8 protein-coding genes are annotated in these 12,217 nt (G+C 72.8%); 7 read left to right on the top strand and 1 reads right to left on the bottom strand.

Annotation, left to right across the window (positions count from 1 at the left end):
- Positions 1–104: 104 nt before the first annotated feature.
- From NH2_RS01525 to NH2_RS01515, 3 genes are all read left to right on the top strand, one after another.
- Positions 105–533 (top strand): TIGR03667 family PPOX class F420-dependent oxidoreductase, encoded by a 429-nt coding sequence (locus NH2_RS01525; protein ID WP_067647638.1) that lies wholly within the window; start codon positions 105–107, stop codon positions 531–533.
- Positions 534–551: 18 nt separating this feature from the next.
- Positions 552–1,484: an RluA family pseudouridine synthase gene (locus NH2_RS01520; RefSeq protein ID WP_067646917.1), complete on the top strand. Its 933-nt coding sequence runs from the start codon at positions 552–554 to the stop codon at positions 1,482–1,484.
- Positions 1,485–1,558: 74 nt separating this feature from the next.
- Positions 1,559–2,329, top strand: coding sequence for a CPBP family intramembrane glutamic endopeptidase (locus NH2_RS01515; RefSeq protein ID WP_439951724.1), 771 nt, complete (start codon positions 1,559–1,561; stop codon positions 2,327–2,329).
- A 400-nt stretch (positions 2,330–2,729) separates the two neighbouring features.
- Here NH2_RS01515 and NH2_RS01510 read toward each other — a convergent pair whose 3' ends face one another.
- Positions 2,730–3,194, bottom strand: coding sequence for an MTB12 C-terminal domain-containing protein (locus tag NH2_RS01510; protein ID WP_067646914.1), 465 nt, complete (start codon positions 3,192–3,194; stop codon positions 2,730–2,732).
- A gap of 138 nt (positions 3,195–3,332) precedes the next feature.
- Between NH2_RS01510 and NH2_RS01505 the strand changes: the two genes are divergently transcribed.
- From NH2_RS01505 to NH2_RS01490, 4 genes are read left to right on the top strand one after another with little or no spacing between them, the layout of a single operon-like run.
- Positions 3,333–4,616 carry a SidA/IucD/PvdA family monooxygenase gene (locus tag NH2_RS01505; protein WP_067646912.1) on the top strand — a complete coding sequence of 428 codons (1,284 nt, stop codon included), beginning with the start codon at positions 3,333–3,335 and terminating at the stop codon, positions 4,614–4,616.
- Between the two features lie 42 nt (positions 4,617–4,658).
- Positions 4,659–5,600, top strand: coding sequence for a methionyl-tRNA formyltransferase (locus NH2_RS01500; protein ID WP_067646911.1), 942 nt, complete (start codon positions 4,659–4,661; stop codon positions 5,598–5,600).
- Positions 5,601–5,613: 13 nt separating this feature from the next.
- Positions 5,614–11,127, top strand: coding sequence for a non-ribosomal peptide synthetase (locus tag NH2_RS01495; RefSeq protein WP_067646906.1), 5,514 nt, complete (start codon positions 5,614–5,616; stop codon positions 11,125–11,127).
- 43 nt (positions 11,128–11,170) lie between these two features.
- On the top strand, positions 11,171–12,154 hold the full coding sequence (locus NH2_RS01490) for an ABC transporter substrate-binding protein (protein ID WP_067646903.1): 984 nt from the start codon (positions 11,171–11,173) through the stop codon (positions 12,152–12,154).
- Positions 12,155–12,217: the final 63 nt, after the last annotated feature.

Below are 12,217 nucleotides of genomic sequence, written 5' to 3'. Positions count from 1 at the left end.
CCGCCTCGGGGATAGGTTAGGCTAAGTTTTCCGGTCGCGGTCGATTGGATCGAAGTTGTCCGAATAGTCGGAATCCCGCGCTGCGCTGCGCTGTTGTGACGGAGATGACCTCCTCCGTCGTCGATACCGACACCGAGTTCGGCGCGCGCGTCGCCGAGCGCCTCGACTCCGAGCAGATCGTCTGGCTCACCACCGTGGGGCCCAGCGGGACGCCGCAGCCGAACCCCGTCTGGTTCCTCTGGACCGAAGGCACGTTCCTGATCTTCAGCAAGCCGGAGCAAGCCAAGATCCGCAATATCCGGCACAACCCGCGGGTCGCCCTGCATCTCAACAGCACCGCGACCGGTGGCGATGTCGTGGTGCTCACCGGGACAGCGCACGTCGAGGGGGTGGCGCCCGGCGATGCCGAGACCGGGGCGCTGCTCGCCAAGTACCGCGAGGGACTCGCCGGCCTGAACATCACCGGCGCGAAGTTCACCGCGGCCTACTCGGCGCCGATTCGCGTCGTGCCGGATCGGGTGCGCGGATTCTGAGCCGATAGGGTCGGGCCGGTGAGACGGCGTCAGCGGCCGCCGCTGCCCAAGCGGCACGGGCTCGACCCGGCTCGGTTGCGGTTGCCCGAGGAGGGGTCGTGGGGTTCGCTGCGCGATCACCTCGTGGAGCGCTTGCCCCGGGTGCCCGTGGCGCGGATCGACGAGATGCTGGCGGCGGGGGCGATCGTCGATATGGACGGTCCGCTCGCGCCGGATGCGCCGTATGTGCCCGGTGGGGCCGTCTGGTTCCACCGGGATCTGCCCGCTGAGACGCGGGTACCGTTCGATATCTCCGTGGTGCATCGGGACGACGACATTCTGGTGGTGGACAAGCCGCATTTCCTGGCGACGATTCCGCGTGGGCGGCACATTCTGGAGACGGCGCTGGTGCGGTTGCGCCGGGATCTCGACCTCCCGGATTTGATCCCCGCGCACCGGTTGGACCGGGCCACCGCCGGGCTGGTGCTGTTCGTGGTGAATCCCGCGCGGCGGGGGGCGTATCAGACGCTCTTTCACCGGCGCGAGGTGCGCAAGGAGTACGAGGCGGTTGCTCGGTACGACCCGGAGCTGGTGCTGCCGCGCACGGTGCGCAGCCGGATCGTCAAGGAGAAGAATGTGCTCGCCGCATTCGAAGTGGCGGGAGAGCCGAATTCGCTGACCGAGGTTTCGCTGTTCGAGCACCGGGACGGGCTCGGCCGCTACCTGCTGCGGCCGCACACCGGGCGGACCCACCAGTTGCGGTTGCATATGCACGGCCTCGGGGTGCCGCTGCTCGGGGACGACTTCTACCCCGAGGTCACCGAGAAGGCGATCGATGACTTCACGCGGCCGCTGCAGTTGCTCGCCGCGCGGCTGGCCTTCACCGATCCGGTCAGCGGAGTCGAGCGGTCATTTCGGACGGTTCGGCGTTTGCAGGCGTGGGACGACCCGGTCGGCTGGGCGCGGAATTAGAACGGGTTCGGCGGGGTAAGCGCTGATCGATGGCTCTTTCCTCGCGCTCAGGCGGCGTCCGTACACTGGGCCCGGTGCGTGAAACGGATCTGGGCGTCGACGGCCCCGTTGCCCTCGAAGTCCCCGACTCGGAGCCGCGGCATCGGGTGCACGCCTACCTCGATGTGGCCGTGGTCGTTGTCGTCCTGGCCTGCACGAATCTGATCGCTCACTGCACCACCGCGTGGGCGAACGTGGTCAGCGTCCCGGTGGCCGCGGTCGTCCTGCTCGCGCTCATGCGGCGCCGCGGGCTCGGGTGGCACGAGCTGGGGCTCTCGCCGCGGCACTGGCGGCGCGGGACGCTCTACGCCGTCGGCGCTGTCGCGCTGGTGCTCAGCGTTGTCGCCATCGGCGCGGCGCTGCCCATCACCAGGCCGTTCTTCCTCGCCGATCGGTACGCCACCATTTCCGGCGCGCTCATCGCGTCCATGATCGTGATTCCGCTGCAGACGGTGATCCCCGAGGAGCTGGCGTTCCGCGGGGTGCTGCACGGGACGCTGGATCGGGTCTACGGCGCGCGCGGCGTTTTCTTCAGCGGCTCGCTCCTCTTCGGGCTGTGGCACATCGCCTCCTCGTTCGGGCTCACCAGTGGCAATGCGGGGCTGGCGGCGGTGCTCGGCGGCGGCTGGTTCGGGCAGGTGCTCGGGATCGCGCTGGCGGTGGTCGTGACCGGGGCGGCGGGGGTGGTGTTCACCTGGTTGCGGCGGCGCAGCGGCAGCTTGCTCGCGCCTATCGCGCTGCACTGGTCGGTGAACGGCGCGGGCGCGCTGGCCGCCGCACTGGTCTGGCACACCACCTTCGGGTGAGGGGTGACACGTGGCCCGCGGCGGCCATCTCCGCATCGGAGCCCGAACCGGGTACTCCGTGCGCAATGGTTCCGTCGGCGAGTTCAGATGGGAAATTTCGGGGAAAAGGCGGGCAGAGATGATGTGCGGGCACCCGACCCCGCTCTAGCGTCGCCTACGCGAACGCGGCATCGGGTGGGACGCCTCCGGTACCGGGTGCGCTACCGACAGGGGGATATATGGCAGTGCGCGAAAGCCGGCCGACATGATCGAGCTGGGCTGGACCATCGCCGTCGGATTACCACTGGTGGTCCTGATTTCGGTGATCCTGTGGCCGTCGGGACGGTCGTGACGCCGAGCGGCGCCCGGCGCGATTCGGCCCCGGCGCCGATGGCGACCGGGGCCGAATGGGAGTCACCGGTCAGCAGGAGACCGAGGCGTAGTACCCGACGGTGCACACCGACTCGCTGGTGAGCTTCCAGCTGCCCCCGACCTGCCGCCAGGAGACCTCGATCAGCGGGAACGGCGCGTACCCGGAGACGGTGGTCTGCAGGTTGGCGGTGAGGGTGTCGCCGGAGACGTTCACCGGGCCGGTGACGTACCAGGCGAAGCTGGGCACCGACGAGATCACGCCGGTGATCTTGTCGATGGTGGCGAGGTCGGCCTCGCCGCCCTCCAGCTCGGCGGCGCGGGCGCCGCGGCCCGCGCCGGTGTTCAGCACCAGCTGCAGCTTGGCCTGGAGCTCGCCGACCGACGGCGCCGCGGTGTGCACCACGGCGGGCGCTGCGGTGGCGGGGGCGGCGAGCGCGACGCTGCCCGCGCCGAGCAATGCGCTGGCGGCCAGGGCGAGCGCGGCGGTGGCGGTGCGGGTCCGGATGTTGGTCATGTGCGTATCCCATCGTTCTCGTGCGGGGTGTGCCGTACGCGTCGGCTTCGACGCGGGGGCTTGGCACCACTCAGCAATATAAGGTAAGCCTATGCAAACATGAAGGGCGACCGGTAACGCGAGAGTTGGGAGCATCCGGTGGAGAGACTTCTGGTGATCGGGGCGGGGCCGAAGGCGATGGCCGTCGCGGCCAAGGCGCACGTGCTCCGGCAGCTCGGTCTGCCCGCCCCGCACGTGACCGTGGTGGAGGCGCACGCGGTCGGCGGCAACTGGCTCCCCGGCGGCGGCTGGACCGACGGCAGGCACCGGCTCGGCACCAGCCCGGAGAAGGACATCGGCTTCCCGTATCACTCCACCTGGGCCCGCGGCCACAACCGCGCCATCAACGAGGCGATGAACGGCTTCAGCTGGACCGCCTTCCTGATCGACCGCGGCGACTACGCCGAGTGGGTCGACCGCGGCAGGCCGAGCCCGCACCACTACGTCTGGGCCAAGTACCTGCAGTGGGTGGCGCGCCGCTCGGAGGTCGAGGTGGTGCTCGGCACGGTCACCGAGGTGGCGGCGGCCGCGGACGGCTGGCTGGTCACGGTGCGTGACGGCGACGGGTCGCTCGCCCAGCTCGATGCCGACGGCCTGATGATCACCGGGCCGGGGAAGAGCCGCAGGGCGCTGGCCGAGCACCCGAAAATGCTGAGTATCGCGGAGTTCTGGGAGCTCACCGGCAAGCGGGCGCTGCCGCCCTCCTCGCGGGCCGCGGTGATCGGCGGCGGCGAGACGGCGGGCTCGGCCATGGACGAGCTGGTGCGGCACGACGTGCTCACCATCTCGGTGATCTCGCCCGCGGCCACCATCTACACCCGCGGCGAGAGCTACTTCGAGAACTCGCTCTACTCCGATCCCACCAAGTGGCGCGCGCTGAGCGTCGCGGAGCGCAGGGACGTGGTGCGCCGCACCGATCGCGGCGTCTTCTCGGTGCGGGTGCAGGAGACGCTGCTCGGCGACAACCGGGTGCACCACCTGCAGGGCCGGGTGGTGCGGGTGGCCGACCACGGCGACGGCATCGCGCTCACCCTGCGCAACGACCGCCGCCCGGACCAGACGCACGCCTTCGACCTGGTGGTGGATGCCACCGGCGGGCAGCCGCTGTGGTTCACCGAGCTCTTCGACGCCGACGCGGCGGATTTGCTGGAGCTCGCCGTCGGCGGCCCGGTGACGCAACCTCGGCTGGAAGCGGCGATCGCGCACGACCTCTCGGTGAGCGGCCTCGGCGCCAAGCTGTACCTGCCGAACATGGCGGGGCTGTCGCAGGGCCCCGGCTTCCCGAATCTCAGCTGCCTCGGGGAACTCTCGGATCGGGTGCTCGCCTCGGCGTCGGCCCGGGCCGCCGATCCGGCCCGATCGGTCTCTACTACCAGCCAGTAGGGTAGGTTTGCCTTACTTACTGTCGAGGGCGAGGTTCGGTTCATGCGTATCGTGTCGTTCGGTTTCCAGACCTGGGGCCGCCGCACACTCCAGGCTCTGATCGATTCGGAGCACGAGGTGGTCCTCGCGGTCACCCATCCGGCGAGCGAGCACGCCTACAAGGGCATCTTCTCCGACTCGGTCGAGGAGCTGGCCCGCGAGCACGGCATCCCGGTGCACCTGACCGAGCAGGCCGACGCGGCCACCATCGACCTGGTGAAGCTGGCCGAGCCGGACGTCATCGTGGTGAACAGCTGGTACACCTGGATGCCCGCCGAGCTGTACGCCATGCCGCCGCACGGCACGCTCAACCTGCACGATTCGCTGCTGCCGAAATTCACCGGCTTCTCGCCGGTGCTGTGGGCGCTGATCAGCGGGGAGTCCGAGTTCGGGCTGACCGTGCACCGGATGGACGAGCAGCTGGACACCGGCGACATCCTGGTGCAGCACCGGCTGCCGATCCCGCCCGGCGCCACCGGCACCGAGCTGGTCGAGGCGGGCATGGAGCTGATCCCCGGCGCGGTGCACGCGGCGCTGGACGCGCTGGCCACAGGCACCGCCGAGTGGACGCCGCAGCGCAAGGAGGAGCGCACCTACTTCCACAAGCGCTCGGAGCGGGACAGCCTGCTCGACTGGAGCTGGGAGGCCGTCGATCTGGAGCGGTTCGTGCGCGCGCTCTCCGCGCCGTACCCGCGGGCCTTCGCCTACTACCGGGGCGAGCGGGTCGAGGTGCTTGCGGCGAAGGTCTCCGAGGCGCGGTACGGCGGCACCGCGGGCCGGGTCGTCGTCCAGGAGGACGGCGGCACGGTGGTCTGCGGCCCGAATCCGATCCGGGGCAAGAACTTCGGGCTCGTGATCACCCGGGTCCGCACCGCCGACGGCACCGAGCACGCCGGCGCCGAGTTCTTCCGCCGCGGCGGCTATCTCACCGATTCACCTGCCTGAGCGGAGCTCCGCCGTGTCGATCCTCGCCGATCTCGTCCTGCCCGCCGCGTCCGGCGAGCCGCGCAAGCCGCTCGCCGACGGCAGGCGCCGGGCGCTCTTCCTGCAGACCAGGGACCCGGAGGAGACCGCGCTCAACGTCGCGGTGGCCTACCGGGTGGACGGCCCGCTCGACCCCGAACGGCTGCGCGCCGCGCTCGCGCTGCTCGCGGCCGAGCACGAAATCCTGCGCACCACCTACGGTTTCGACGCCGACGGGGAGCCCTTCGCCGAGCTGCTGCCGGAGACCGCGCCGAGCTGGCAGGAGCACGACATCGCCGAGCTGCCGGAGGCGAGCCGGGCGCGCCGGGTCGAGGTGCTGGCCAGGCGCGAGCTCGGACGGCCCTTCGATCTCGGGGCCGAGGCGCCGCTGCGGGTCACGCTGATCCGCACCGGGGCGACGGAGTTCGTGCTGGTGCTGGTGGCGCACAGCATTGCCTGGGACGAGGAGTCGGCGGGGGTCTTCGGCGCCGCGCTCGAGGTCGCGTACGGTGCCGCCGGTGAAGCCGGCGCGGACGAGAAAATCGGCTCGGCCGTGGCCCGCACGCCGGACCTGGCGGCCGCGGGTCGGGTGCCGGATGGGGTGGTGGCCGAGGCAGACCTGGACTTCTGGCGTTCGGCGCTCACGCCGCTGCCGGACCCCTTGGAACTGCCAGGCAAACCGGATACCGGCCCCGCGCGCCGGGTCCGCCGGGTGACCCGAAGGCTCCCCGCCGGACTCCTGGACCGGGTCCCCGCTCACGAGACCGGCCACCCCGACCCGGCCTTCGGCACGCTCGCCGCCGCCTTCGCCGCACTGCTGCACCGCTACACCGCGGCCACCGATCTGCTCCTCGCGGTGCCGGTGAGCGGCCGCGACGCGCACTCCGCCGACCTGCTCGGGTACTTCGGCAATACCGTCCTGCTCCGCGCGCGGGTGAACTCGTCCGCCCCCTTCGCCGCGCTGGCATCGGACGTCGGCGCGGCCGCGAAGGATGCCTTCGCGCATGCCTGCGTCGGCATCGATGACGTGGTCCGGGTGCTGAACCCGCGCCGCGCGGGCGCGGCCGACGGGCTGGATCGCCTGGCCCGCATCGCCTTCGGGGTGCGCGCGGCCGAGCCCGGCTTCGCGCTCGGCGCGGCGAACGCGGTCCCGCTCGACCTGGGCAGCCGCACCGCCGCGGTGCCGCTCCGCATCGATGTCGTCCGGGACGGCGCCGACGCGCGGGTGCAGGCCGAGTACCGGGACGGCCGGTTCGACGACGGCCTCGTCGCGCAGCTGCTCACGCACTACATCCGCCTGCTCGCCGACGCCGTCGCGACCCCGGAGCGCCCGGTGGGCGAGCTGGACCTGCTCGGCGCCGAGGAGCGCGAGCTGCTGCGCGGGCAGTCGCACGGCGAGCTGGTGCCGACCCCGCCGAGCACCCTGGTCGCGCTCTTCGAGCACCGGGTGCGGCAGGCGCCCGGCGCGCCCGCGCTGCTCGCGCCGAGGCGCGACGGCGACCGCACCATCGGCTACGCCGAGCTGGACCGCAGGGCCAACCGGCTGGCCCGCGAGCTGATCGCGCGCGGCATCGGCGCCGAGGAGCTGGTCGCGCTGCGGCTGGCGATCTCGGTGGAGTACGTGGTCGCGGTGCTCGCGGTGCTCAAGGCGGGCGCCGCCTACCTGCCCATCGACCCCTCGTACCCGCGGGCCAGGATCGACTACGTGCTGGCCGACGCCGCGCCGCGGCTGGTGCTCGACCCGGAGTCGCTGGCCGCGGCCGAGCGGGCCGCCGCCGCGCTGCCCGCCGAGCCGCTCACCGACGCCGACCGGGCGCGCCCGCTGCGCCCGGCGAACCTGGCCTACGTCATCTACACCTCGGGCTCCACCGGGCAGCCGAAGGGTGTCCCGGTCGCGCACGCGGCGATCGCGGAGCACCTGGACGGCTTCTGCGCGGAGTGGGGGATGACCGCCGACGACCGGCTGCTGCAATCCTCCTCGATCGGCTTCGACGCCTCGCTGCTCGATATCTTCGTGACCTTCACCGTCGGCGCCTGCCTGGTGGTGCCGGAGCCGGAGGCGCTGCGCGACCTCTCCTACACCGCCGAGCTCATCGCGCGCTGCCGGGTGACCGTGCTGCACATGGTCCCCTCGACGCTGAGCACCCTGCTGCTGCTGCCCGAGGTGAGCGACTGGCGGGCGCTGCGCCGGGTCCCGGTGGGCGGTGAGGCGCTGCTCGGCGAGGTCGCCGACCGGTTCGCCGCGGTCTTCGACGCGGAGCTGCGCAACCACTACGGCCCCACCGAGGCCGTGGTCTGCGCGACCCACCAGGTGGTGGCCGGGCCGCAGGGTGCCGGGATCGTGCCGATCGGGGTGCCGAACCGGAACGTGCACGTGCACCTGCTCGACGACCGGTTGCAGCCGGTGCCCGCCGGGGTGGTCGGCGAGATCTACCTGGGCGGGGCGCAGCTGGCGCGCGGGTACCTGAACCGGGCCGGGCTGGCGGCGGAGCGCTTCGTCGCCGACCCGTTCCTGGCCGGTGGGCGGCTCTACCGGACCGGCGACCTGGCCCGGCGCAACCTCGCCGGGGAGATCGAGTTCGTCGGCCGCGCCGACGACCAGGTGAAGGTGCGCGGGCACCGGATCGAGCTGGGCGAGGTGCAGGCCGCGATCGCGGCGCACCCGGCGGTGGGGCACTGCGCCGTCGTCGCGGTGCACGATCCGGCGCGCGGCACCACGCTCGCCGCCTACCTGGTGCCCGCCGGCAACGGGCTGGTGCTCGACCCGGAGCAGGTGCGGGCCCGCGCGGCCATGAGCCTGCCGGAGTACATGCTGCCGAGCAGCTTCACCGTGCTGGAGCGGCTTCCGCTCACCGAGCACGGCAAACTGGACCGGGGTGCGCTGCCCGCGCCCGCGCCGGTGCGTTCGCCTGCCTCCCGGGAACCGGCCACCGGCACCGAGATCCGGCTGGCGGCGCTCTTCGCCGAGATCTTCGGCGCCGAGCGGGTCGGGGCCGACGACTCCTTCTTCGAGCTGGGCGGGCACTCCCTGCTCGCCGGGCGGTTGGTGGCGCTGATCCGCGCGGAGTTCGGCGTCGCGGTCGACGTGCGGGCGCCCTTCGACACGCCGACCGTGGCCGGGCTCGCCGCCGCCATCGAGGCGGCGCCGCTCACCGCATCCGCGCTGCCCGCGCCGACCAGGCAGGTGCGCAGGCCGGAGCGGATTCCGCTCTCCGTCGCGCAGGAGGTGCGGTGGAACGCCGCGCAGTCGCGCGTCGACCCGCGCTGCGCGGTCCCCTTCGCGGTGCGCTTCGAGGGGCAGTTGGATCGGGCGGCGCTGCTCGGGGCGGTCCGGGATACCCTGACCAGGCACGAGATCCTGCGTACCCGATTCACGCCGGGGCCGGACGGAATCCCGCTGCCGCAGCGGGTGCCTGCCGAGGAGATCGAGATCCCGGTGCGCGCCGTCGGCTCGGCCGAGCTGAACGCCGCGCTGGCCGAGGCCGCGACCACGGTCCCCGACCCGGTGTCGGGCCCCGGCATCCGGCCGGTACTGCTGACCACGAATGCCCAGACCCACGTGCTGGTGCTGACCGCACACCACCTGGTCGCCGACCACTGGTCCTTCCGCACGGTGCTGCGCGACCTGGCCCCCGCCTACCGCGCCCGCCTGCGCGGCGATACCGCGCACCGCCCGCTGCCGGAGCTGAGCTTCACCGACTACGCCCTCTGGCAGCGCGCCGCCGCGTCCCAGCTGCACGCCCAGGCGGAGTACTGGCGCACCGCGCTGGCGGGGCTGCCCGGCCCGGCCCGGCTCGCCACCGACCTGCCGCGCCGTGAGCAGGCATGCTCCGAGCCGCGCGGTAGCCGCGATCCGGGCGAAACCGATTCGCACACGGCCCGATTCGCCGTGCACCCGGTCCTGCGCGGCCGCTTGCGCGCACTGGCCGAGAAAGCGGGCGCCTCCGAGTTCATGCTGTACCAGGCCGCGGTGGCGGTGCTGCTGCACCAGCACGGCGCGGGCACCGATATCGCGCTCGGCGCCGCCATCGCGGGCCGCACCGACCCTGCGCTCGCCGATCTGGTCGGCCCGGTGGCGAACACCCTGGTTCTGCGCACCGACCTCAGCGGCGACCCGACCCCGCGCGCGGTCCTCGATCGTTCCAGGGCGACCGCGCTCGCCGCCTACGGCAACCAGGACGTCCCGCTGGAGTGCGTCCCCGGCGCCGCCGAGACCTTCACCGCCACCCTGGATTTCCGCGAACAGGACTGGTCCGCCGAGGCGCGGTTCGACGAGGAGATCGCCACCGCGGTGCTCCCGCTCCCCGGCGACCCCGCCCTGCGCGATATCGGCTTCGCCTTCCACTGCGCCCAGGACGGGGGCTTCGACGCCGCGATCACCGTGCGCGCGAGCCTCTTCCGCCCGGCCTCGGCCGAGCTCTTCGCCACCAGGGTGCGCCGCCTGCTCACCGCCTTCGCCGACACCCCCGACCGCCCGCTGAGCGGGCTCGGGGTCGGCACCGGCGAGGAGCGCGAGCGGGTGCTGCGCGAGTGGTCCGCCGGGGTGGAGCCGCCGTCCGGCCCGGCCGCGGCGGGGCTGCTGTGGCGCGGCCGGATGTTCCCCGGGCAGCGCCCGGCCCTGCGCTGCGCCGGCGAAACCCTGGACTACCAGACGCTTTTCCGGCGCGTCGACGAGCTGAAGGACGCGGCCCCCGCGGTGCCTGCCACCGGCACCGCGGCCGCCGACATCGTGCACCTGCTGGTCGCCTTCGACGCCGCCGCACAGGCAGGCACCCCGATCACGCTGGCGGCCGGGTGCACCGGCGGCGCGCGGATCGTGGTGCCGCCCGCGGCGGTGGCGGCGGCGGTGGCGGATCGCCGCGCCGTGGTCACCGACTGCGCGCCGGGCAGCACCGACCGGGCCCGCGGCGCGGTCGACGTGCGGCTGGTGGTCGCGCCGGCGCCGACGGTCGCGGTGCTGGTCGAGGTGCTGGCCGGGCTGGTGGACGGCGCCACGGTGGTGGTCGCCGAACCCCGCCGCGCCGCCGCCTTCCTCGACGCCGAGCGGGTGACGCACGTGGTCGCCGCGGCCGGCACGGTGCTCGGCCGGGACGGCGCGCTGCGCGACGGCCCGAACCGCTGGGCCGAGGTGCGCCGCTGGGACCTCTGGGGCGAGGGCGGGCCGAGCGAATCCGAGTGCGCGCGCATCGCCTTCGACACCCCGGCCGATTTCCCGGCACGGGCCGCGGGGACGGCCGGGTACGCGCCCGCGGTGACGGTGGGCGCGGTGGCGCGCGGTCCGGTGGACGGCAGCGGGCGGGTGCGCCCGATCCCGGGAGCGAGGGTGTACGTGCTCGATCCGGCCGGGCGGCCGTGCGCGCCCGGCGTTCCGGGGACGGTCTACGTCGGCGGCGTCGCGCTCGGCGTGGATCAGCGCGTCGAGGACGACCCGCTGCAGCCGGGGGAGCGGCGCTACCGCACCGGCGACACCGCGCACTGGACCGTCGACGGCTGGCTCAAATTCGCTTAGCCTAACCTTGGTGAACCGACCATTCGATACGAGGAGCTGACCCATGCCGTCGACAACGAGGAGACGCGGCCCCGCCGCCCGGCTCGGCCTCGCGCTGCTCGCACTCGGGGTCGCGCTCGGCGTGGTCGCCTGTGGCGACTCGGGCGGCTCCGCAGGGGGCGACGGCGCGGTGACGATCACCCACAACTACGGCGAGACCGTGGTCGAGGGCACCCCGGAGCGCATCGTCACGCTGGGTAACCAGTGGCTCGACGCCACCCAGGCCTTCGGGATCACCCCGGTCGGCTACGCCGACAACATCTCCATCGGCGCCAAGACCAAGGTGCCGTGGGAGCCGGACTCGCTGAGCCAGGCCACCGTGCTCAACGCGGGCGGCGATATCGCCGAGCAGATCGCCGGGCTGGAGCCGGATCTCATCCTGGTGCCCAGCTACCTGGTGGACCAGGCCATGTACGACAAGCTCGGCAAGCTGGCCCCGACCATCGGCGCGGTGACCCCGAATGCCCAGGTGGACAACTGGGTCGACCAGGTGACCGCGCTCGGCAGGATCCTGGGCCGGGAGGACGACGCCGAGGGCATCGTCGACGGCGTCGACGCCAAGGTCGACGAGTTCGCGGCGAAGTACCCCGGGCTGCGCGGCAAGACCTTCCTGACCTGCATGCTCACCGGTCCGGCGCAGCTCATGGTGCTGGCCGACCCGAAGGACGGCTCGGCGGCGCTGTTCGAGCGGCTCGGCATGAGCATCCCGCAGCAGATCGCGGCCGAGGCCCCCGCGGGCGGCAGGCTGGCGCTCTCGCCGGAGCGGCTGGGCGACCTGACCTCCGACATGCTGGTCTGCGGCGCGATGCCCGCCTTCGAGGAGAAGTTCAAGCAGCTGCCCGGCTATGCCGAGCTGCCCGCGGTGAAGTCCGGCGGCATCGCCTTCATCGATGTCATGACGATCAGCGCGCTGAACACCCCCACCCCGCTGAACACCCGGTATGTGCTGGACAAGCTGGCCCCGACCTTCGAGGCGCTGAACAAGTAGCCGGGGCGGTTGGTGCGGACCGGGCGATTTCGTTAGGATAGGCTAACTTTGGTCGCTCGGTCC

The sequence above is a fragment of the Nocardia harenae NBRC 108248 genome (assembly GCF_001612885.1).
Taxonomy (GTDB): domain Bacteria; phylum Actinomycetota; class Actinomycetes; order Mycobacteriales; family Mycobacteriaceae; genus Nocardia; species Nocardia harenae.
The sequence above is the reverse complement of the archived record's forward strand: the minus strand, read 5'-3'. Positions and strand labels throughout refer to the sequence as shown.

Coding starts and splice junctions, on each gene's coding strand:
- NH2_RS01525 (WP_067647638.1), top strand. CDS start 105: ATGACCTCCTCCGTCGTCGATACCGACACCGAGTTCGGCGCGCGCGTC.
- NH2_RS01510 (WP_067646914.1), bottom strand. CDS start 3,194: ATGACCAACATCCGGACCCGCACCGCCACCGCCGCGCTCGCCCTGGCC.
- NH2_RS01490 (WP_067646903.1), top strand. CDS start 11,171: ATGCCGTCGACAACGAGGAGACGCGGCCCCGCCGCCCGGCTCGGCCTC.
- NH2_RS01500 (WP_067646911.1), top strand. CDS start 4,659: ATGCGTATCGTGTCGTTCGGTTTCCAGACCTGGGGCCGCCGCACACTC.